Here is a 19,387-nt window from a genome sequence, read left to right on the forward strand (position 1 = left end):
GGCCTCGCATCTCGCAGTCACTTCGTTCTCGATGCGCATCGTAGGTATCGAAGGCACCGCGTGGGCCGCCAGCGCCGCGCTCTTCGACACGGCGACCGACGAGGTAATCATCGAATCCGACCCGTACCAGCCCGACAGCGGCGGCATCCACCCGCGCGAGGCCGCCGAGCACATGGGCGAGGCCATCCCCGCCGTCGTCGAGACGGTGCTGGACCGCGCCGCCGAGACGGCCGACGGCGACGGCCCCGCCGTCGACGGCGTCGCGTTCTCGCGCGGCCCCGGACTCGGCCCGTGCCTCCGCATCGTCGGCACCGCCGCTCGCGCACTCGCTCAGACGCTGGACGTCCCGCTGGTCGGCGTCAACCACATGGTCGCCCACCTCGAAATCGGGCGCCACGGCTCGGGGTTCGACTCCCCGGTCTGTCTGAACGCCTCCGGAGCGAACGCGCACCTCCTCGGCTACCACAACGGCCGGTACCGCGTCCTCGGGGAGACGATGGACACCGGCGTCGGCAACGCCATCGACAAGTTCACCCGACACGTCGGCTGGACCCACCCCGGAGGACCGAAAGTCGAGGCGGCCGCGGAGGACGGCGAGTACTGCGACCTGCCGTACGTCGTGAAGGGGATGGACTTCTCGTTCTCGGGCATCATGTCAGCCGCGAAGGACGCCTACGACGACGGCGTCCCCGTCGAGGACGTCTGTTTCGGCCTGCAGGAGACGATATTCGCCATGCTGACCGAAGTCGCAGAGCGTGCGCTGTCGCTGACCGGGACGGACGAACTCGTCCTCGGCGGCGGCGTCGGCCAGAACCAGCGGTTGCGGGAGATGCTCGCGGAGATGTGCGAGCAACGCGGCGCGGCGTTCTACGCGCCCGAACCGCGGTTCCTCCGCGACAACGCCGGGATGATAGCCGTCCTCGGCGCGCGGATGCTCGCCGCGGGCGACACCCTGGCCGTCCCCGACTCGTCGGTGGACCCGAACTTCCGCCCCGACCAGGTGCCGGTGACGTGGCGCGACGACGAGGAGTCCGTCGCCCGCGACCCGACAGCCGCGGACGAGATTCGCGGCGCGGAGGCGACGGTGACGTTCGAGGACGGCACCGTCGTCAAGCGCCGGGTGCCGAAGACGTACCGCCATCCGGAACTGGACAACAGACTGCGCACGGAGCGAACGCGCGCGGAGGCACGCCTGACGAGTCTGGCCCGTCGCGCCGGCGTCCCGACGCCGGTGATACGCGACGTGGACCCAGCCGAGGGCGTCATCGTCTTCGAGGCGGTCGGCGAGACGGACCTCGCGGGCGCGTTGACCGAGGCGCGGTGTCGGCGGGTCGGCGAGCACCTCGCCACCATCCACGACGCCGGGTTCGTCCACGGGGACCCGACGACGCGCAACGTCCGGGTGGACGACGACCGGACGTACCTCATCGACTTCGGACTGGGCTACCACACGGGCCACGTCGAGGACCACGCGATGGACCTGCACGTGTTCGGCCAGAGCGTCGAGGGCACCGCGGACGACCCCGAACCCCTCCTGCGCGCGTTCGAGGACGGGTACGCCGCCGTCGCACGCGCGGACGAGGGCGAGTCGTTCGACCCGGACTCGGACGCGCTGACGCGCCTCCGGCAGGTCGAGGGGCGCGGTCGGTACCAGTAGCGCTCGGGGGGAGCGGTCGGGTCCGTTCGTCGCCGGGTCAGTCGTCCGCGCGTCTCGCCTCGGCGTCCGTCGGGCGGCGGCGAACCACCGCGTCCTCGTCGACGAGGTAGGTGAACGACTGGGTGAACCAGTCGGCGTGGGTCCGGACGGGCGTCCCGTTCTCCGCCGGCATCGCCTCGTACTCGGCGTACGCCGTGCAGGCGACGACGGCGACGTAGCCGACGTCGCGTTCGTCCAGCCAGCGAACCTCGCAGTCGGAGACGTGCGCCTCGTAGTTCTTGTTCGGGCCGGGGTACATCTCGTTGTACACCCACCGGCGTTCGTACGTCGTCAGGTAGGGACGAAGCGACTCCGCGGTCAGTTCCGCGGGTCGTTCGGGCGGCGACTTCGGCCCCTCGGGGAACGGCGTCGACCGATCCGGGAGCGGCGTGTACGCGGCCGCGGCGGTGGCAGTCGTCTCCGACGGCGACCCGGTGTCGGGCGCGTCGGTGTCGGGCGCGTCGGTGCCGGGCGCGGCGCCGCCGAGGCACCCCGCGAGGAGGAACAGTGCGGCGACGGCGAGAGTCGAACGCGTGGAGGGCATCGCGTGCGACCGGTCGGCCAACAGCGATAAGTGCTTTCTGCGGGACGACGCCGCCTCGGCGACTCCAGACGGTGCAGCTACACCAAAACGATTTATCCGGCGCGGGCGTACCGACTCCACATGGCAGACAAACCGCAGAAAGGAGAAATTCTCGGCGTGCCGTACAACTTCGAGCGCCCGTCGCTCGGCCGGATGCTCTCGTCGTACTGGAAGCCCGGCGAGAAGATGCTCGTGAAGAAGCCGTTCGGTATCGGCTACACGCTGAACCTCGCGAACTGGCGGTCGTGGGTCGTCGTCGTCGTCGTCGGTGCCCTCCTCTGGCAGGAGCGCAGTTCCTCCGCCACGGGACCGGACCTCGAAGACGAGGACGAGGACGACGGACCCGTCGAAGTCATCGTCGACTGAGGACCGACGCGACGCACCTGCTCTCGCGTCCGCACCGTCGCTCGCGGCCGTCGACCCCGCCGCGTCGCGGACGCGACGCCGACCGACGCATCTTTCTCCGAACCCGCGCGACAGGCGAGTAGATGCTTCGCTACGTCACGACGAACCCGGGAAAGGTGCGAGAGGCCCTGCAGTACCTCGACGACGGCGTCGAGCAGTTGGACTACGACTACACGGAGGTGCAGGCGTCCGAACTCGGCCCCATCGCGGCGCACGGGGCGCGCGAGGCGTACCGCCACGCGAACGAACCCGTCCTCGTGGACGACGCCGGCCTGTTCGTCGACGGTTTCGACGGCTTCCCCGGCCCGTACTCGTCGTACGTCGAGGACACTCTCGGCGTCGAGGCGGTGTCCCGACTGGTCGCGAGCGAACTGGAGGACCCCCGCCGGGCGTCGTTCGACTGCGTCCTCGCGTACTGCGACGGCGCGGGGTTCGAGGCGTCGCCGGACCCCGTGGACCGCGACGACCGGACGGCCGCGGCCGCCCGCGGTGCCGAACAGGGTGACGAGGAGACGGAGGCCCTGCCGGTGAAACTGTTCACGGGCACCGTCCGCGGGCGCATCGTCGCCCCGCGCGGCGAGGGCGGGTTCGGCTACGACCCCATCTTCGAACACGAGGGGACGACGTTCGCGGAGATGGACGCGGAGGCCAAGAACGCGATTTCGCACCGCGGGCGGGCGTTGGCGAAGTTCGGGGAGTGGTTCGCCGAGCGAACGCAGTGAGCGAGGCGAACCTCGATGGACGAGCGAAGCGAGTCCATCGGTGGTCCCGGAGCGAGCAGTGCGAGTGAACGGGAGACGGCGAACGCAGTGAGTCGACGAGTACGCCGGCGAACCGAACTCGTTACGCGCGGCGGCCCAGATGGAAGAAGACCCCCCAGAGGAACGACAGGCCGACCATGACGACGAGCGACCCGGCGAACTGCTCCGTGACCGGCAGCGACGCCCCGGTGACGCGTCTGAGGAGGCCGACGGCGAGAAGCGACGCCTCGCCGAGCGACGGGACCACGGCCCAGAGATACTTCGACAGTAACGACCCCACCACGAGCGTCGAGAACCCCGCGAGTGCGTGTGAACCGCCCGTCTTCGCTGGCATAACTGTATACGATACTGACTGACTCGGTGGTTAACAAGTTTTGGGAGCGGCGTCACTCCCGCGGGTCGGCGTCCGGTCCCGGGTAGTCGCCGCCGACGACTTCCTCGTACAGGCTCGCCGCGTCGAACAGGGTGGCGAACGCCCGCGGTTCGCGGACGCTCACGGGGAATCGACCGCCGAGCGTCGTCGCCGCGCGGGCGGAGGTGAGACGGCCGTCGAACGTGAGGACGTGCATCGCGCCGCCCCGGTAGGCCGACCCGAGTGCCGGGTGGTCGCCCGCGGGGTGGGAGACGGGGTCGCGCCACGCCTCGACGCGCGTTCGCCAGTCGGCCGCGAGTTCGGCGTCCGCGAGTTCGGCGACGACGGACTCGGCGTCGTCGAGGAGAGGGTCGCTGGCCACGAGCGTCGTCCACGAGTGCGCCCGGAGGTGGTCGAGGGCGTCGCGGGCGTCGCCATCGACGAGGAGGTCCGCGGCGAGGACGTCCGCGTCGGCGACGACGCGCGCCGGACTCGGGTCGGGGTCAGTCATCGCCCTCGCGCCGCCGGCGGAGCGTCTCGCGAATCGTCTCCTCGTCCGTCTCGAACGGCGCCGCCCGGTCGAACAGCGTGGCCCACGTCTCCATATCTGCCGGTAGGGTCGTGTGGGGAAAGAAACGTGACGGTTCCGTGAGCGACCGCTGTGGCAACTTCGGACGGTTTCTCTCGGTCGGTCGGAGACGCTCACGTACCGTCTCGCGATTACGCCGACTACCATAGCTTTATTTCGACTACGCCCATCGATGTGTCCATGACGATACAACGCCGACGGTTCCTGCAGGCGACGGGGGCGGGGACGCTCGCGGCGCTGGCGGGGTGCACCGGAGAGGACGGCGAGAACGCGCAGACGCAGGCGGAGTCGACGGACGGGAGCGCGACGGCCGACGCCGCGGGGCAGTCGGAGCCGTCGGGCGACGCGGAGTTGACGCTGGCGACGACGACGAGCACGTACGACACCGGCCTGCTCGACGCGCTCAACCCCGTGTTCGAAGAGCAGTTCGGCGCGACGGTCAAGACCATCCCGCAGGGGACGGGCGCGGCCATCGAGACGGCCCGCAACGGCGACGCGGACGTCATCCTCGTCCACGCCCGCGGCGCGGAGGACGAGTTCCTGCAGGACGGCTTCGGCGTCAACCGTCGCGACGTGATGTTCAACGACTTCGTCGTCGTCGGCCCGCCGGACGACCCCGCCGGCGTCGGCGGGATGTCGTCGGCGACGGAGGCGTTCGCCACCATCGCGGAGACGGAGTCGACGTTCGTCTCCCGCGGCGACGACTCGGGGACGAACAAGAAGGAGCTGAACATCTGGGAGGCGTCCGGTGTCGACCCGTCTGGCCAGTGGTACCGCGCGATAGGCAAGGGGATGGGCGACACGCTGGTGCAGGCCGACCAGTCCGGCGCGTACACGCTCGCAGACAGGGGGACGTATCTGGCGACCAAGGACAACATCGACCTCACTATCCACGTGCAGGGACCGCTGAAGGACGGGCCGACCATCCTGAAGAACCCCTACGGCGTCATCCCGGTCAACCCCGCGAAGTACGGCGACGTGAACTACTCGCTGGCGATGGCGTACGCCGGCTTCCTCACCGGACCGCAGGGGCAGGAGATAATCGACGGCTACACCGCCAACGGGTCGCAGTTGTTCTTCCCGAACGCGCTGGCGGAGGAACCGCAGTTCGGCCAGTACGTCCCCGAGGACTGGGACGGCTCCTCGCAGTCGCAGGAGGACCTCCGGTTCGAGCACTGGGTCGACGCCGTCGTCCCCGAGGACTTTTAGTCGGACGGGGGCAGAGGCTCACCCGTGCTCGTCGGTACGCTGTTCGGCGACCTGAACACGCAGTACCTCGTCAGCATCACGCTCGTCTCGCTGTACGTGAGCACCGTGGCCGTCGCCGTCAGCACCGCCGTCAGCCTCCCCGTGGCCGTCGCCGTCGCGTTCGGCGACTTCCGCGGTAAGTCGGCGCTCACCTCCGTCATCTCGACCGGGATGGGCTTTCCGAGCGTCGTCGTCGGCCTCGTCGTGCTCCTCGCCCTCTCGAACTCCGGACCGCTGGGCGACTTCGAACTGCTGTTCACCCCGCGGGCGATGATCATCTCCCAGACCATCCTCGCCACGCCCGTCGTCCTCAGCGTCTCGCTGTCGGCCGTCGAGTCCGTCGGCGACGACCTGCGCGAGGCGGCGTTCGGGACGGGCGGGACGACGACGGACGTCGGACTGGTCGTCCTGCGCGAGGCGCGGTACGGCATCGTCACGGCCGTCCTCGCGGGCTACGGCCGCGCCATCAGCGAAGTCGGGTCGGTGCTCATCGTCGGCGGCAACATCGTCTTCTCCGACCAGACCTCCTACACGCGGACGCTCACGACGGCCATCACCGTCGAGGCGCGGAAGGGCAACGTCGAGACGGGACTGGCCCTCGGCGCCATCCTCCTCGTCCTCGTCCTCGGCGTGAACGCCGTCGGGTCGCACCTCCGCGACCGGACGCCGGGCAAGCGAACCGCCGGCGACCGGTCGAGTTCGGTCGGAACGTCGCTGGGCGGAGGTGACGGCCGATGAGCGAAGCCCGCGAGGTGGCGGCCGCCGGAGACGGGCGGAGCGACGACGGGTCGACCGGCGGCCTGCGCCTCGCCGCGCGCGGCGTCACGCACGGCTTCGAGGGCGAGACGGTCTTCGCCGACGTGGACCTCGCGGTGGAACCGAACGAGGTGCTGGCCGTCGTCGGCCCCTCGGGGAGCGGGAAGACGACGCTGCTCCGCCTCCTGGCCTGCTTCGAACCGCCGGCCGCGGGCGTCGTCACCGCGAACGACCGCGAGGTGTGGGCGATGACGGACGAGGAACGCCTCCGCGTCCGTCGACGCCTCGGGATGGTGTTCCAGCACCGGAGCCTGTTCTCGGCCACCGTGGCGTCGAACGCCGCCTACGGCCTGCGCGTCCGCGCCTCGTGGGGCGAGCGGATTCGCGCCGCCGTCCGCGGGTTCCTCGGCTCCGCGGAGACGCCGCGGGCGGCCGAGGAGGCCCTGCGGACGGTCGGCATGGCCGAGAAGGCGGACCGACACGCGGCGTCGCTGTCGGGCGGCGAGGCCCAGCGCGTCGCCATCGCGCGCGCCCTCGCCCCCGAACCGGACGTGTTGCTGTTCGACGAACCCACGTCGAACCTCGACCCGCGGAACACGGCCATCGTCGAGGAGGCGGTTCGCGCCGCGAGAGACCGGGGCATGGGCGTCTGTCTCGCCACGCACGACATGCAACAGGCGCGGCGCGTCTCCGACCGGACGGCGGTCCTCCTCGGCGGCGAGATAATCGAGTGCGGCCCGACGGCGAAGGTGTTCGAGGCCCCCACGGACTCGCGGACCCGCGAGTTCCTCGACGGCGAACTCGTCTACTGAGCCGGCGGCTGCGGGCTTTTTGTGCTGCGTCGCGTTGAGACGCTCATGGACGACTCGTTCGACGCGCACCTCGACGCCGGCGACGTCTCCTTCGACGGGTCGGACGCGCGCCTCCTCGCGACCATCGGCGACGCGGGGTCGGTCAGCGCCGCCGCCGCGGAACTCGGTCGGTCGCGCGCGCGGTGTCTGACCCGGCTCCGCGAACTGGAGGACGCGCTGGGTCCGTTGGTCGAACGGCGACGTGGCGGGTCCGGCGGCGGCGGCAGCGAACTGACCGACGAGGCGCACGACCTGTTGGGCCGATTCGACCGCCTGCAGGCCGCGCTGTCCGGGACCGCGGACGTGCCGGAGACGGTCGTCTCGGGCGTCGTCGAGACCGTCGAGGGGGAACTGTGTGCGGTCGAGACGGCCGCGGGGACGATTCGCGCCGTCGCCACCGAACCCGCGCGCGCGGCGGGGACGTCGGTGACCGTGAGCGTGCGCGCCGACGCGGTGACGCTGCACGAACCCGACGACGCGCCGGACGAGGACGCGACGAGCGCGCGAAACCGCCTCGCGGGGACCGTCGAGAGCGTCGAACGCGGCGACGCCGTCGCCACCGTCGCCGTGGACGCCGGACTCACCACGCCGCTTCGGGCGTTCCTCACCGTCGAGAGCGTCCGCCGACTGTCGCTCGCTCCCGGCGCGCGCGTCGTCGCCTCGTGGAAGGCCACGGCGACGCGAGCGACGCCCGCGGCCGTCGAACCGCGGTGAGTCGGCGGGCGGAGCGCGGCGCACCCGACCGGACGGCCGGTCAGAGCGGTTCGACCAGCCGTTCGAGTTCCCGGCGAGCGTCGTCGGACACCGGTCGGAACGGCCGCCGGACCTGCCCGGCGGGCGCGCCGCGGGCGCGCATGGCCGCCTTCAGGCCCGGGACGCCGTGCGTGGCCGTCACCGCGTGGTTGAGTTCGACGATGGCCTCGTTTCGCTCTCGCGCCGCCTCCGAGTCGCCGTCGCGGTGGGCCTCGTAGACGGACGTGGCGGCTTCGGGGGCGACGTTGGCGACGGCGAGGACGCCGCCGGCGGCGCCCGCGTCGAGGGCGTGCGAGAGGACGCCGCCGGACCCGACCATGAGGTCGAAGTCGGCGTCGCGGGTCAGTCGGCGCTCTCGGACGAACGTGGCCACGTCGCCGCTGGAGTCTTTCATCCCCGCGACGTTCGGATGCGTCGCCAGGTCGCCGACGACGGAGACGGGGAGTTTCACGTCCGTGTACGCGGGGACGCTGTAGAGGTAGACGGGAATCTCGGCCTCGTCGGCCAAGTCGCGGTAGTAGGCCTCCAAGGCGGCGTCGTCGTGGGAGTAGTAGAACGGCGTGACGACGAGGGCGGCGTCGGCCCCGGCGGCCGCGGCGTCGGCCGTCGCCCGTCGGGTCTCCTCGTAGCCCGGGGAGCCGGTGCCGGCGAGGACGGGGACGCTCGCCTCGTCGACGACGACTTCGACGACGCGAGCGCGCTCTTCGGCGGTCATGAGTTCTGCTTCGCTGTTCGACCCGCACGGGACGAGGAAGTCGACGCCGCGGTCCTCCACCCACGCGACCAGTTCGCGGAGGCGAGTCTCGTCTACGGTTCCGTCGTCTGCGAACGGCGTCACGAGTGGGGGTCCGATACCTTGCATCGGGCGAACGTCACCCGGCAGCGTCATGTAGTTTTCCCGCGTCAGCGCGTGGTCACTCGTCCGTCTGACACGGATTTAAGTTCCGCGACGAGTACCGTCTCGGTGGGCGCGCTAACTGACGGCCTCAGTTCCCATCCTCCCACCCGCGCGCCCGGCACACCCACCCCCGGTTCGGCATTCCGGCCGTTTGGTGACGGCGTCGCTCCCCCGTGACGCCGCACCGTTTACGCGTTCCCCCCTTCAGTCTCCGTTCTCGCCGAGCAGGATTGTTCGCACCTCCGCCAGTCCGTCCTCCTCGACGAGGAGCGCCATCTGGTCGCCCGATTCCACCGTCGTTCCGGGAAACGGGATGGTCATCGGCTCTCTCGACCGACCGTGCGCGTAGATGCGACCGACCGACCCGAGGTCGATGTCCGCGACTTTCCGGCCGACGACGGGCGCGCCCTCGGGGACGACCACCGTCGAGATGCGGAGCCCCTCCGTCAAATCGCCGATGGCGTCGAAGTTACCGCCGAGGAGGGCCGTCTTCGCGCCCGCCGCGCCGAGACGTTCGGGGTAGATGACCTCGTCGACGTCGTCGGCGTAGCGTTCGTATATCTCCTGTCGGTAGTCCTCGCTCACGCGCATGACCGCGCGACAGCCGAACTCCTTGCCGACCATGCAGGCCGCGAAGTTCACGTTCGGGTCGCCGGTCAGTCCGCCGACGGCGTCGGCGTCCTCGACGCCGGCGCGGCGAAGCACGGACTCGTTGCTCCCGTCGCCCGCCACCACCGCGAACCCTTCCTCCTCGGCGCGTTCGACCTTCGTCTCGTCGTTGTCCACGACGGTCACGTCGTGACCCTCCTCGCGGAGGACGAGGGCGGTTCGGGCACCGACGCGACCGTACCCCACGATAACAACCTTCATACCCACAGTGGTGGACGCGGGACGGATTAAAACCCACAGTCGCCGCCGGGACCGGTCAGTCGGCACGACCGTCGCCCGGCACGACCATCGTCCGGCGCGACGAACACGCGTTACGACTGCCGTTCGCCGTCCCCGGCGTTCGGGCGAGCCTCCTCCAACCGCTGGTGGAGCGAGTCCACGAGGCCGGAGAGCGTCTCCGTCCCGAACAGAGCCACGAGTACCGCGCCGACGGTGTCGAACACCAGGTCCGTGATGGTGTCGGCGAGTCCGTACTGGACGAGGATGGCTTCGACGCCGAGATAGTCCGCGGCGAGACGGGCGAAGAACTCCAGCACCTCCCAGACGACGCCGAGAGCGAGCGTGAACGTGAGGATGAAGACGAACATGAACCGCGGCGGGAGGTACACCGCCTCGCTGTACTTGTCCACGGCGCGGGCCGACGCGTACCCGACGGCGGCGACGAGCATCGCCGACAGCGTGTGCGTCAGGTGGTCGTACCACCACAGGCCGTCGTACAGGCCGACCATCCCGACGGCGTGAAGCAGGACGGCGGTGGTCACCCACAGCGTGAGTCCCGGCGAGAGCCGAATACCCCAGTCGCGGGAGAGAACGGCGGGGAGGTACGTGATGGAGAGGGCCGCCGCGGCGTTGATGACGATGCTCGCGTTCAGCGTGGCGAGACCGAATCCGAGGATGCCGGCGATGGCCAGTCGCATGCCTCCCGCCGCCAGCGAACCCGCGTTGGGAGGGAGACGCCACTTCACACCCTCGCAGAGGCGTCGAAGGGGGATAAATCTCCGTTCGCCCCCGTCGGCGCGTTCGGTCTGACATGTTAGCACACGACGCGTAACCGTTTTTCCGTTGTATAACAGAGGTCAGGGTGATGATGGCAACTACGCACGCCCTCGCAGGGGTCGTGCTCGCCGTCGTCGTCGCGGTGGTGTTCCCCGAGAGCGCCGCGGCGGCGACGCCGATACCAGTGCTCGCCGCCGCGCTCGGCGGACTGTTCCCCGACTTCGACCTCTACGCGGGGCACCGCAAGACGCTGCACTTCCCGGTGTACTTCAGCGCGCTCGCCGTCCCCGCCGTCGCAGTCGCCGCCGTCGCCCCCTCGACGCTCACCGTCTCGGTGGCGTTGTTCCTCGCCGCCGCCGCGCTCCACTCGGCGATGGACGCCCTCGGGGGCGGTCTGGAGCTGAAGCCGTGGCTCGGCACCTCCGAGCGCGCCGTCTACAGCCACTACCACGGCCGCTGGATTCCGCCGCGCCGGTGGATTCGCTACGACGGCGCGCCGGAGGACCTGCTGGCCGCCGGCCTGTTCGCCCTGCCGACGCTGTACGTCTTCGACGGCCCGATTCAACTCGGCGTGTACGCCGCGCTGGGCGTCTCCGCGGTGTACGTGCTGCTGCGGAAGCCGATGGTCGTCGTCGCGCAGACGGCCGTCGACGCGATGCCCGAACACGTGGTCGAACGGATGCCCGAGCGGTTCGTCGAGGACTTCCGGTAACGGCGAGAACGCGGTTTCTGTTCGGTTTTTGCGGTCGTGAGCGGTTTCGGACGTACCTCATCGGTGAGAGTGAGATTACAGAGAAAGTCTACGCCGGAATTTGAACTCACTCACAAATCGGAGATTTGCTCGCTGCTCAAATCACGGGTACGGCTTTCGTTCACTCCGCACCCCTCGCTGTCGCTCGGGGTTCGAGTTCACAGAAAGCCTAGGCCGGGATTTGAACCCGGGCTCTCGTCCTTACCAAGGACGCGCTTTACCGCTAAGCTACCCAGGCACGCATACGCTCGTTGGCCTGATTCGTCTTTAGGCGTTTCGATTCGGGGACGCCGCGTCACGGAGTTTCACGACACGCCTTATCGGTCCGTCGCCGAGGACGGCACCCGGTCGTCGCCGCGACTCGCGACCGATAGCGACGCGATGCGTTCGGCCGTCGCGTCCGAGAAGGCGGCGGTGGCGGGCGGCAGACTGCCCTCGGCGTCGCACTCGCGGGCCAACTCGGCGGCGTACTCCAAGAGCGCGGGCGGGGCGTCGCCGCCGACGGCCGTCGTGCCGGCGACGACGGAGAGCGTGAAGATGTCCGCTTCGAGGTTCCTGTCGAGCGTGTCGGCGTCGTCCTGTCCCTGCCGGAGCGTCTGGTCGCGACCGAACGCGCGGACGACTTCGACCGCCCGCTTGGCGGCGTCCGTCCGTGCGAGGACGTAGAATCCCCGAGAGACGAGGACGTCGGCGGCGAGAATGTCGATGTCGCCGTCGATGTCGCCCTCCTCGGCGGTGAGCCACGGCTCCTCGTGTGTCAGCGTTCGGGTGAGTCGGAGACCCTCGTAGATGAGTTGGACGCCCGCGGCTCGTTCGGCCAGTCCGTCGGCGTCGGCGTCCACGCTCGGGTCGAGCGCACGGGCGCTCAGGACGGTGAGCACCCCGGGGGTCATCGAAGTTTCGTCGAGACGGTCGAACAACACCTCACGGAGGCGGTCAGGCTCGATATCGTCGAGCGCCTCACGCGCGGCATCGCGGGCCCGCACGGCGTCGTCCATTAGCCGAGAGTTACGGCGGCAAGGGCAAAGACCTTTGGAAAACGCGCAGGACAGACGCGCATGATTCGAACGACGGCGGACGGACCGGTGCGCGTCGTGACCATCGACCGCCCGGAGCGACGAAACGCGCTCCGACCCACCGACCTGGACGACCTAGCCGCCGCCGTGAGCGGCGTCGACCCCGCGGAGACACCCGTCGTCTACCTCCGCGGTGCCGACGGGCAGTTCTGCGCGGGCGCGGACCTCGACAGCGTCGCGGACCTCTCGGACCCCGAGGCGTTCGCGCGACGAGGGCAGCGCGTGGCGAACGAAATCAGCGACGCGCCCGCCGTCGTCGTCGCCGGCGTCGACGGCGCGGCCCGCGGCGGCGGCGTCGAGATGGCCCTCGCCTGCGACGTGCGCGTGGCGACGCCGGAGGCGACGTTCGCCGAACCGGGCGTCGAGTTCGGCCTGTTCGGCGCGTGGGGCGGCACCGTCCGCTTGCCCCGCGTCGTCGGCGAGGGCGAGGCGATGGACTTCGCGCTCTCCGGGCGGGTGGTGGACGCCGCGGAGGCCCGCCGGATGGGGCTCGTCTCGCGCGTCGTCGAGAACCCGCGGGCCGTCGCCGACGAGATAGCCGCCAACCGACCGGACGCGCTCCGCGTCGTGAAGGAACGACTCCGGGACGACGCGGACGACGAGGCGCGCGAACGGGCCGAAGCGGCGGCCTTCGCGCGCCTCCACGAGCGATACGTCGACGACATCCGGCGGGCGCGAACGGGAGAGGAAGCAGAGGACGAGGCGTCCGACGGCTGAAGTCGCTCAGATGAAGTCGCTCAGAGGTCGAGCGGGTCCGGCGCGGGCGGGGTGTGGCGCTTGTGTTCGCTCCGCTCGTACAGTTCGACGACGCGGTCCACCTGCGCCTCGGTCACGTCGAGGTGCTTCGTCGTCGCGGACTTCGAGAGCGGACCGTCCACGTGCAGGGCGAGGATGGCGTCCAGCGTGTCGTAGTCCATCCCCATCTCCTCCTCGTCGGTCTGGCCGGACCACATCTCCGCGGAGGGCGTCTTCATCACGAGGTCCTCTGCGACGCCGACGTGGGCGGCCAATTGCCGGACCTGCTGCTTGTAGAGGTTGCCGATGGGGTTGCAGTCCACCGCCTGGTCGCCGTACTTCGTGAAGTAGCCCGCCAGCGCCTCCGAACGGTTGCCCGTCCCGAGGACCACCTTGTTCTCGTGGTTGGCGACGAAGTAGTTCAGGACGCCGCGGACGCGGACGTAGACGTTCCCGGCGGCCATCCGGTCGTCGGCCGCCTCGGGGAACGTGTCGAAGAACGTCTCGGCGATGGGCTGAATCTCGACGACGTCGTACTCGATTCCCAACTCCTGGGCGACGCGTTCGGCGTCGCTCATGTTCTCGTCGGTGTTGACGACGCTCGGCATCACCAGTCCGTGCAGGTTCTCCGTCCCGAGCGCTTCGACGGCGAGATAGGCCGTGGTCGTGCTGTCGATGCCGCCCGAGAGGCCGAGAACGGCCCCCTCGGCGCCGGCGTCGTCGACCACGTCGCGGATGAACTGCAGGATGTGCTCGTGCGTCGCTTCGAGTTCGTCGTCCGACAGGCGAAGGTCGAGGGGAGCGGTGTCGCTCAGAACCGTCTGGTCCGTGCTCATCAGTCTACGATAGCACCTCAGAGAACTAATAGACACCCGTCGGCGCGGTTCCGTGGACGCCCGTCCAGTTTCGAGGGGCCGAACTGCCGGGTCGGCGAAACGCTACGTTCAAGTGCGGCGGGGCGATTAGGTGAAGATGCGCGCCGACGGGTCACCGAAGGAAGTGAGGTGACGCCCGGTGCGAACGAAGTGAGCGCCGATGGTCCAATGGTAGGACATTAGCTTCCCAAGCTAATAGTCCGGGTTCAATTCCCGGTCGGCGCACTCCCTGCCGCCGTTCGTCGACCGACGTTTCGGTCGTTTCGCTCCCGAGACTCCCGGTCGGCGCAGTTCTACTCCGAACGAAGTGAGGAGTGAAATCACCGCACCGGAATCGAACCCTACCAGTCGCAGCCGACGAGCGGAGCGAGTCGGACCGTCTGGTTCCGGTTCAATTCCCGGTCGGCGCACTCCCTGCCGCCGTTCGCCGACCGACGTTCACCTCGTTTCCCTCGGTGGAACTCCCGGTCGGCACACTGATTTTTCTCTCTCGACGAGATGAGAGAGGTATGAGCCGAAACGAGGGCGATTCGAGGGGTGAGACGCGGGTCGGTTCGGTCGAGCGCATCCACGTCGCGTCGGGGACGGGCGGCGACCCGGAGTCGCGAGAGTCCGTCAGGGCCGTCGCGGGCCGCGGCCTCGAAGGGGACCGATACTTCGACGGCGACGGCATCTACAACGACCGGGACGACTTGGAGCCGAGTGACGTCACGCTCGTCGAGGCCGAAGCGCTGGCGGCCGCCGCCGCGGACTACGACGTGGAGTTCGAACCGGGCGCGCACCGTCGGAACGTCACGACACGAGGGGTGGCACTCAACCACCTCGTCGGCGAGCGCTTCCGCGTCGGTGAGGCCGTCCTCGAAGGAGTGGGCCTCTGTGAACCCTGCGGCTACATGGAGTCGCTCGCGAACGAACCGGACGCGGCGGCGGCGCTCGAACACCGCGGCGGCCTCGACGCTCGCATCGTCGAGTCGGGGCGCATCGCCGTCGGAGACGACGTGAACTGGTGAGCGACGAGCGCCGACCGGGTCCGAGCGGTTCGCCGGTCTGCGACGCCGACCGAGTCCGAGCGGTTCGCCGATTACGACGCCGACCGGGACGTCGAGCGACAGGCGTCTACTCCGCCGGCGTCCCCGTCCCGCACACGTCGGGTTCGTGTTCGACCCACAGACCGAGTCCGGCGTCGTCGTTCACGCGGGCTTCGAGTCCGTAGCAGTCGAGGTCGCTCTCGGCCGTGCCGAACGTCTTCCACTCGCTCCGGTCGTCGACGCGGAAGTACACCTCGTACGCCGCCTCGGCGGCGTCGTCGGCCCACGGGCCCTCGACGGCGACGGCGGCGGCGTCCTCACCGGCGGCCGAGAGGTCGTACGACGACCAGAAGGCGACTTCGCCGCCGCGTTCGACCAGCACGTGGACCGTGTGGTCGGCGTCGTGGCGGTTCACCACCCGGACGTAGCCGAGACTGGCGGTCCCCTCGGGCCGGTCGTTCTGCGCGTTCACCCCACCACACCCCGCGAGCGCGGAGACGCCCGCCGCAGTCGCGGCGAGGAGTCGGCGTCGCGAGAGCGTGGACTCCCATCCGTTCATGCCTGCGACTATTCGTCGGAGGTGAAAAGCATTCGCGTCGGAGAGAGTCTGTTTTCCGGACGCGTTCAGTCGAGGTACGGCCCGAACGCGCGCGAGTCGAAGAGGGCCAACAGGTCGGCCGTCGCGTCGGCGTCGAACCGGAGGACGCGCCGCCACCACGGCCCCCGCCCCGAGTCGTTCGAGAGGTCGGTGACGATGCGGTTCGCGTCGGCGCCCGCGTCGGGCGAGGAGAGCGGAACCACGCGGTCGAACAGGCGCGAGCGGTCGGTGCCGGCGACGAGAACTTCGGCGTCGAACGTCTCGCGCTTGACGTGCGCGTTGTTGGCGAATCGGGCGCGGTCGGTCGCCGGGAGCGACTCGTACCCCTCGCCCGTGACGGCGACGTCGACTTCGAACGCGCCGACGAGGTACGCGCCCCACTCGGGCGCGAGGTAGTCCGCGGCGTCCGTCTCCGGGCCGTCCGCGGCGTCCGTCTCTGGGCCGTCTGCGGCGTCGACTCCGGGATTCCCGTCGGCGTCGCCGCCCACCGTCTCGTGCCGGTCCAGCGTCGCGTAGAACAGTAGCCAGTCGCCCGTGTCCAGACCCGAGAGCGGCCCGGCCTTCACGCCGTGTTCGTCGCCGTAGGTGTAGCGCTCGCAGAACGGGTAGCCGGCGAACTCGGGGTCCAGGTGGACCCGCGCGTCGCGGACGTCGGCGGGCAGTTCGACGGGCGGGTCGATGTCGGCGTACGTCGGTACCGTCGCGTCCGAGCGCGTGGGTTCTCGCTCGGGGATGGGGACGTAGGCGAACGTGCCGTCGGGGTAGACGGGGCCGCGGACGCCCGGAAGCGTGGTGTTGGCGGCGATGTTGATGGCGATGGCGCGGGGCACGCCGGACGTAGGCGGGGCGGGGACTTAGCTCCCACTCGTGAGTCGTGGAGGTGCGCCTCTCGGGGTGCGCCGGCGCACCGGCGCGGCGACTCAGGCGAGTCGGTTCGCGCAGTTCCAGCACCGGTCGAACGTGCGGTCCGGTTCGTTCTCCGTCCCGCAGTGCGGGCAGTAGCGGCCGTCGGACCGACTGTCCGGCCTGTCGGCGGGCGAGTTCGGCGACGCGGCGAGACGCGGCGTCCGCGCGAGGCCGCCGCGTTCGGTCCCCTGTGCAACCGTCCCGTCGGGACGGTCCTCGGAGTCCCCGAACACGCCGTCGTACCCCGTCTCGTCGCCGTTGTTCAGGAGGTACCGATACACCAGTAGCTGGAGTACCGTGAGCCCGATGGCGTAGACGACGATCCAACCCCACGGGTCCATACTGTGGTATCGGTTAGCAAGGTACTTTATCGTTCGGGGGGAGCGCCGTCGCTCTCGGACGCGGCGCGGCGAGGAGGGTGGAGAACGGCTCAGTCGTCGGACCCGGGGTCGGACCCGGAGTCGGACTCGACGGCGTCTGGGGCGTCGGGCGCGTCCGGCGGCGAGAGCGTGCGTCCGAACTCGTCGAACGTGTCGAGTCCGTCGGGGAGGTCGTACGGAATCCGCCGCTCCTCCTGTCGGTTGACGAGGCGGTCCGCGACGGGGTCGGCGACCGACTCCCAGCCGGGTTTGACGCGGATGCTCTCGGCGGGCGTGCCGGCGACGACGTGGTGGGCGGGGACGTCGCCCTGCACGACCGACCGCGCGCCGACGACGCTGTTGGTGCCGATTCGGATGCCGGCGCGGACCATCGCGTCGTAGGTGACGCGGGCGTCGTCCTCGACGACGGTGTGGTAGTTCTCGACTGCGGTCTGGTCCACCACGTCGTGGTCGTGGCTGTAGAGGTGAACGCCGTCGGAGATGGAGACCCGGTCGCCGATGGTGAGTCGCCCGCGGTCGTCGAGGTGGACGTCGTCGTGGACGACGGTGTTGTCGCCGACGGAGATGTTGTGACCGTAGGTGAAGGTGATACCCTTGAAGAACCGGCAGTCGTCCCCGCACTCCTCGAACAGGTGGTCGGCCAGCATCTGTCGGAACCGGAGGGCGAAGTCGACGTTGTCGGCCATCGGCGTCGCGTCGAACTGTCGCCACAGCCACTGCAGGTACTTCGACTCCGTGTATCGGGACTCGTCCTTCTCGGCGTAGTACTCCGACTCCAGCGTGGCGTTGCACGGGTCGTACCCCTGCAGGCGGACCCGTTCGGCCGCCGAGAGGTCCTCGCCCGCCTGCCACCGTTCGTACGCCGCCCGGTCGCCGTGGAGGTCCACGAGCGTCTCTGTGACGACCTCGCACGTGTCCTCCGCCGAGGAGAGCCGTTCGTCCACCTCGTCGATGAACGCCTGCACGTTCCGTTCCGCCTCCGCGGGGAGAGAGACGTGGACTTTCGTCATCGACTCCGGGTTCGCTCCCGCCGAACTAATCCGTTCGGTTGTGTAGCGCCGTCGGCGAACCGCGACCGTCGCCGCGCGAGCCGGGGCACACGATTGACTACCGCGGTAGTAAACAATCGGATACCGACGGGCACTTTACGCAGTTCGGGGAACGGACGGGTATGACCGACGAGGAGCGTCCGGCGGTCCCGACGGACCGACCGGCGTGGACCCGCGACCACGCGGCGCGGTTGCGCCGCGACGAGACGAACGTCACACCGATAATCTACCCGCCCGAGGCGAATCTGGACGAGGACCTGCACGTCTGGGACACGTGGTGGCTCCGCGACCGAGACGGGTCGCCCGCGGAGGTGAACGGCCGCCGCGTCGTCTTCGCCCTCACGGCGTCGTCGAAACTGCTGCCGGGGAAGCGACACGACGTGGCGACGATTCGGTACTTCCACTCGGCGGACGGCGAGTCCTGGGAGACGGGCGGCCGCGTCTTCGAACCCGAGGGGACGCTCGGGTCCCGGCAGTGGGCCGGGTCGGCCCTGCACGACGACGGCGACGTGTACCTCTACTACACCGCCGCGGGTCTGAGCGACGAACCCGAACTCACCTACTCGCAGCGCATCGCCCTCGCGACGGGCGGCACCATCGACGCCGACGACGGCGGGGTCAGTATCGAGGGGCCGTGGGACCACTCGGTCCTCCTCGAACCCGACGGCGAGTGGTACGAACGCGAGGCGCAGAGCCGCGGGATGACGTACACGTTCCGCGACCCGTGGTTCTTCGAGGACCCCGCCTCCGGCGAGACGTACCTGCTGTTCGAGGCGAACACGCCCGTCCCCGAGGGGTCCGACGCCTGCGACGGGGACGCCGCGCGACAGGCGTTCAACGGGAGCGTCGGCATCGCCCACTCGCCGACGGGCGACCCCACCGAGTTCGAGTTGCGGCCGCCGCTTCTGGACGCCGTCTGCGTGAATCAGGAACTCGAACGCCCCCACCTCGTCGTCCGCGACGGGACGTACTACCTGTTCGTCTCCAGCCACCACCACACGTTCGCGCCGGATATCGAGGGCTACGACGCCCTGTACGGGTTCGTCGCCGACGGCCTGCGCGGCGACTACGAACCGCTGAACGGGCACGGGATGATCCTGACGAACCCCGCGAACGCGCCGTTTCAGGCGTACTCGTGGCTGGCGTACGACCACGGCGACGAACTGCTCGTCACCTCCTTCTTCAACTACTTCGACTACGACCGGCCGTCGATGGACGACGTCGCCCTCCTCCCCGAGGACGAGCAGATGCGCCGCTTCGGCGGCACCCTCGCGCCGACGGTGAGGGTGGCGCTTGAGGGGTCCGAGACGCGCGTCCGCGGAACGCTCGGACACGGCCACCTCCCCCTCGCGCGCGAGTCGTTACCGGCGGACCCGTTCGAGGGCGACGTCGGCGCGGAACGCGACCCGTACCGCTACTGACCGCACCGACC

At 69.8% G+C, this 19,387-nt stretch carries 23 protein-coding genes and 2 tRNA genes; 12 read left to right on the forward strand and 13 right to left on the reverse strand.

All coding sequences use genetic code 11. From position 1 onward, the window contains the following. Nucleotides 1–31: 31 nt before the first annotated feature. Nucleotides 32–1,657, forward strand: a complete 1,626-nt coding sequence (locus tag BM310_RS14770; protein ID WP_089808993.1) for a bifunctional N(6)-L-threonylcarbamoyladenine synthase/serine/threonine protein kinase — start codon at nt 32–34, stop codon at nt 1,655–1,657. A 37-nt stretch (nt 1,658–1,694) separates the two neighbouring features. On the opposite strand, the gene BM310_RS14775 is transcribed toward BM310_RS14770, so the two are convergent. Continuing rightward, nucleotides 1,695–2,240, reverse strand: a complete 546-nt coding sequence (locus BM310_RS14775; protein ID WP_089808995.1) for a hypothetical protein — start codon at nt 2,238–2,240, stop codon at nt 1,695–1,697. A gap of 120 nt (nt 2,241–2,360) precedes the next feature. On the opposite strand from BM310_RS14775, the gene BM310_RS14780 reads away from it, so the two are divergent. Then, nucleotides 2,361–2,645, forward strand: coding sequence for a DUF5808 domain-containing protein (locus BM310_RS14780; RefSeq protein ID WP_089808996.1), 285 nt, complete (start codon nt 2,361–2,363; stop codon nt 2,643–2,645). A 122-nt stretch (nt 2,646–2,767) separates the two neighbouring features. Next, nucleotides 2,768–3,406: a non-canonical purine NTP pyrophosphatase gene (locus BM310_RS14785; RefSeq protein WP_089808998.1), complete on the forward strand. Its 639-nt coding sequence runs from the start codon at nt 2,768–2,770 to the stop codon at nt 3,404–3,406. Nucleotides 3,407–3,527: 121 nt separating this feature from the next. Here BM310_RS14785 and BM310_RS14790 read toward each other — a convergent pair whose 3' ends face one another. Beyond that, a complete protein-coding gene (locus tag BM310_RS14790) occupies nt 3,528–3,779 on the reverse strand; it encodes a hypothetical protein (protein ID WP_089809000.1) in 252 nt (83 codons plus the stop codon). A gap of 52 nt (nt 3,780–3,831) precedes the next feature. Beyond that, nucleotides 3,832–4,308, reverse strand: a complete 477-nt coding sequence (locus BM310_RS14795) for a DUF7384 family protein (protein ID WP_089809002.1) — start codon at nt 4,306–4,308, stop codon at nt 3,832–3,834. A gap of 258 nt (nt 4,309–4,566) precedes the next feature. On the opposite strand from BM310_RS14795, the gene BM310_RS14800 reads away from it, so the two are divergent. Genes BM310_RS14800 through BM310_RS14815 form a run of 4 tightly spaced genes read left to right on the forward strand, consistent with a single transcriptional unit; the run spans nt 4,567 to nt 7,955 of the window. Then, nucleotides 4,567–5,595 (forward strand): substrate-binding domain-containing protein, encoded by a 1,029-nt coding sequence (locus BM310_RS14800; RefSeq protein ID WP_089809004.1) that lies wholly within the window; start codon nt 4,567–4,569, stop codon nt 5,593–5,595. A 24-nt stretch (nt 5,596–5,619) separates the two neighbouring features. Further along, nucleotides 5,620–6,372, forward strand: coding sequence for an ABC transporter permease (locus BM310_RS14805; RefSeq protein ID WP_394328062.1), 753 nt, complete (start codon nt 5,620–5,622; stop codon nt 6,370–6,372). Then, entirely contained in the window at nt 6,369–7,202 is an 834-nt protein-coding gene (locus tag BM310_RS14810; protein WP_089809006.1) for an amino acid ABC transporter ATP-binding protein, read from the forward strand. The genes BM310_RS14805 and BM310_RS14810 overlap by 4 nt, the downstream gene beginning before the upstream one ends. 45 nt (nt 7,203–7,247) lie before the next feature. After that, nucleotides 7,248–7,955, forward strand: a complete 708-nt coding sequence (locus BM310_RS14815; protein ID WP_089809008.1) for a TOBE domain-containing protein — start codon at nt 7,248–7,250, stop codon at nt 7,953–7,955. A gap of 40 nt (nt 7,956–7,995) precedes the next feature. On the opposite strand, the gene BM310_RS14820 is transcribed toward BM310_RS14815, so the two are convergent. The 3 genes from BM310_RS14820 to BM310_RS14830 all read right to left on the reverse strand — a co-directional run bounded on the left by BM310_RS14820 (nt 7,996) and on the right by BM310_RS14830 (nt 10,478). Beyond that, the gene (locus BM310_RS14820) at nt 7,996–8,856 is read right to left on the reverse strand and encodes a dihydrodipicolinate synthase family protein (RefSeq protein ID WP_089809010.1); all 861 of its coding nucleotides are present in this window, start codon (nt 8,854–8,856) and stop codon (nt 7,996–7,998) included. A gap of 240 nt (nt 8,857–9,096) precedes the next feature. Then, nucleotides 9,097–9,762, reverse strand: coding sequence for a potassium channel family protein (locus tag BM310_RS14825; protein WP_089809012.1), 666 nt, complete (start codon nt 9,760–9,762; stop codon nt 9,097–9,099). A 110-nt stretch (nt 9,763–9,872) separates the two neighbouring features. Next, entirely contained in the window at nt 9,873–10,478 is a 606-nt protein-coding gene (locus BM310_RS14830; RefSeq protein ID WP_089809014.1) for a hypothetical protein, read from the reverse strand. A gap of 167 nt (nt 10,479–10,645) precedes the next feature. Between BM310_RS14830 and BM310_RS14835 the strand changes: the two genes are divergently transcribed. Beyond that, entirely contained in the window at nt 10,646–11,269 is a 624-nt protein-coding gene (locus tag BM310_RS14835) for a hypothetical protein (RefSeq protein WP_089809016.1), read from the forward strand. A gap of 205 nt (nt 11,270–11,474) precedes the next feature. Here BM310_RS14835 and BM310_RS14840 read toward each other — a convergent pair. Next, nucleotides 11,475–11,546, reverse strand: a tRNA-Thr gene (locus BM310_RS14840). Nucleotides 11,547–11,625: 79 nt separating this feature from the next. After that, the gene (locus BM310_RS14845) at nt 11,626–12,306 is read right to left on the reverse strand and encodes a DUF7114 family protein (RefSeq protein ID WP_089809018.1); all 681 of its coding nucleotides are present in this window, start codon (nt 12,304–12,306) and stop codon (nt 11,626–11,628) included. Nucleotides 12,307–12,366: 60 nt separating this feature from the next. On the opposite strand from BM310_RS14845, the gene BM310_RS14850 reads away from it, so the two are divergent. Further along, nucleotides 12,367–13,101, forward strand: a complete 735-nt coding sequence (locus BM310_RS14850; protein ID WP_089809019.1) for an enoyl-CoA hydratase/isomerase family protein — start codon at nt 12,367–12,369, stop codon at nt 13,099–13,101. Nucleotides 13,102–13,121: 20 nt separating this feature from the next. Here BM310_RS14850 and BM310_RS14855 read toward each other — a convergent pair whose 3' ends face one another. Then, nucleotides 13,122–13,955 (reverse strand): NAD+ synthase, encoded by an 834-nt coding sequence (locus BM310_RS14855; RefSeq protein ID WP_089809021.1) that lies wholly within the window; start codon nt 13,953–13,955, stop codon nt 13,122–13,124. A 193-nt stretch (nt 13,956–14,148) separates the two neighbouring features. Here BM310_RS14855 and BM310_RS14860 point away from each other — a divergent pair. Both BM310_RS14860 and BM310_RS14865 read left to right on the forward strand, forming a co-directional pair. After that, nucleotides 14,149–14,219, forward strand: a tRNA-Gly gene (locus BM310_RS14860). A gap of 284 nt (nt 14,220–14,503) precedes the next feature. Beyond that, complete coding sequence (locus BM310_RS14865) at nt 14,504–15,004, forward strand: MOSC domain-containing protein (protein WP_089809023.1); 501 nt, start codon at nt 14,504–14,506, stop codon at nt 15,002–15,004. Nucleotides 15,005–15,110: 106 nt separating this feature from the next. Here the strand turns inward: BM310_RS14865 and BM310_RS14870 are convergent, their stop codons facing one another. From BM310_RS14870 to BM310_RS14885, 4 genes are all read right to left on the reverse strand, one after another. Then, on the reverse strand, nt 15,111–15,581 hold the full coding sequence (locus tag BM310_RS14870; RefSeq protein WP_089809025.1) for a hypothetical protein: 471 nt from the start codon (nt 15,579–15,581) through the stop codon (nt 15,111–15,113). Between the two features lie 65 nt (nt 15,582–15,646). Continuing rightward, the gene (locus BM310_RS14875) at nt 15,647–16,450 is read right to left on the reverse strand and encodes an Nmad3 family putative nucleotide modification protein (protein ID WP_089809027.1); all 804 of its coding nucleotides are present in this window, start codon (nt 16,448–16,450) and stop codon (nt 15,647–15,649) included. Between the two features lie 90 nt (nt 16,451–16,540). Then, complete coding sequence (locus BM310_RS14880; RefSeq protein ID WP_089809029.1) at nt 16,541–16,867, reverse strand: DUF7577 domain-containing protein; 327 nt, start codon at nt 16,865–16,867, stop codon at nt 16,541–16,543. Nucleotides 16,868–16,956: 89 nt separating this feature from the next. Next, nucleotides 16,957–17,916, reverse strand: coding sequence for an acyltransferase (locus BM310_RS14885; protein WP_089809030.1), 960 nt, complete (start codon nt 17,914–17,916; stop codon nt 16,957–16,959). Nucleotides 17,917–18,077: 161 nt separating this feature from the next. Here BM310_RS14885 and BM310_RS14890 point away from each other — a divergent pair, with 161 nt between their 5' ends. Beyond that, nucleotides 18,078–19,376, forward strand: a complete 1,299-nt coding sequence (locus BM310_RS14890) for a glycoside hydrolase family 68 protein (protein ID WP_089809032.1) — start codon at nt 18,078–18,080, stop codon at nt 19,374–19,376. Nucleotides 19,377–19,387 lie beyond the last annotated feature (11 nt).

Origin of the sequence: Halogeometricum rufum (assembly GCF_900112175.1) — an archaeon.
GTDB classification, from domain to species: domain Archaea; phylum Halobacteriota; class Halobacteria; order Halobacteriales; family Haloferacaceae; genus Halogeometricum; species Halogeometricum rufum.

Excerpts from the sequence above, each read along its gene's own strand:
- BM310_RS14770 (WP_089808993.1), top strand. The coding sequence starts at position 32 with ATGCGCATCGTAGGTATCGAAGGCACCGCGTGGGCCGCCAGCGCCGCG.
- BM310_RS14780 (WP_089808996.1), top strand. The coding sequence starts at position 2,361 with ATGGCAGACAAACCGCAGAAAGGAGAAATTCTCGGCGTGCCGTACAAC.
- BM310_RS14885 (WP_089809030.1), bottom strand. The coding sequence starts at position 17,916 with ATGACGAAAGTCCACGTCTCTCTCCCCGCGGAGGCGGAACGGAACGTG.
- BM310_RS14785 (WP_089808998.1), top strand. The coding sequence starts at position 2,768 with ATGCTTCGCTACGTCACGACGAACCCGGGAAAGGTGCGAGAGGCCCTG.
- BM310_RS14820 (WP_089809010.1), bottom strand. The coding sequence starts at position 8,856 with ATGCAAGGTATCGGACCCCCACTCGTGACGCCGTTCGCAGACGACGGA.
- BM310_RS14815 (WP_089809008.1), top strand. The coding sequence starts at position 7,248 with ATGGACGACTCGTTCGACGCGCACCTCGACGCCGGCGACGTCTCCTTC.
- BM310_RS14865 (WP_089809023.1), top strand. The coding sequence starts at position 14,504 with ATGAGCCGAAACGAGGGCGATTCGAGGGGTGAGACGCGGGTCGGTTCG.
- BM310_RS14810 (WP_089809006.1), top strand. The coding sequence starts at position 6,369 with ATGAGCGAAGCCCGCGAGGTGGCGGCCGCCGGAGACGGGCGGAGCGAC.
- BM310_RS14890 (WP_089809032.1), top strand. The coding sequence starts at position 18,078 with ATGACCGACGAGGAGCGTCCGGCGGTCCCGACGGACCGACCGGCGTGG.
- BM310_RS14850 (WP_089809019.1), top strand. The coding sequence starts at position 12,367 with ATGATTCGAACGACGGCGGACGGACCGGTGCGCGTCGTGACCATCGAC.
- BM310_RS14855 (WP_089809021.1), bottom strand. The coding sequence starts at position 13,955 with ATGAGCACGGACCAGACGGTTCTGAGCGACACCGCTCCCCTCGACCTT.
- BM310_RS14835 (WP_089809016.1), top strand. The coding sequence starts at position 10,646 with ATGATGGCAACTACGCACGCCCTCGCAGGGGTCGTGCTCGCCGTCGTC.
- BM310_RS14800 (WP_089809004.1), top strand. The coding sequence starts at position 4,567 with ATGACGATACAACGCCGACGGTTCCTGCAGGCGACGGGGGCGGGGACG.
- BM310_RS14790 (WP_089809000.1), bottom strand. The coding sequence starts at position 3,779 with ATGCCAGCGAAGACGGGCGGTTCACACGCACTCGCGGGGTTCTCGACG.
- BM310_RS14830 (WP_089809014.1), bottom strand. The coding sequence starts at position 10,478 with ATGCGACTGGCCATCGCCGGCATCCTCGGATTCGGTCTCGCCACGCTG.
- BM310_RS14880 (WP_089809029.1), bottom strand. The coding sequence starts at position 16,867 with ATGGACCCGTGGGGTTGGATCGTCGTCTACGCCATCGGGCTCACGGTA.
- BM310_RS14775 (WP_089808995.1), bottom strand. The coding sequence starts at position 2,240 with ATGCCCTCCACGCGTTCGACTCTCGCCGTCGCCGCACTGTTCCTCCTC.
- BM310_RS14870 (WP_089809025.1), bottom strand. The coding sequence starts at position 15,581 with ATGAACGGATGGGAGTCCACGCTCTCGCGACGCCGACTCCTCGCCGCG.
- BM310_RS14825 (WP_089809012.1), bottom strand. The coding sequence starts at position 9,762 with ATGAAGGTTGTTATCGTGGGGTACGGTCGCGTCGGTGCCCGAACCGCC.
- BM310_RS14795 (WP_089809002.1), bottom strand. The coding sequence starts at position 4,308 with ATGACTGACCCCGACCCGAGTCCGGCGCGCGTCGTCGCCGACGCGGAC.
- BM310_RS14845 (WP_089809018.1), bottom strand. The coding sequence starts at position 12,306 with ATGGACGACGCCGTGCGGGCCCGCGATGCCGCGCGTGAGGCGCTCGAC.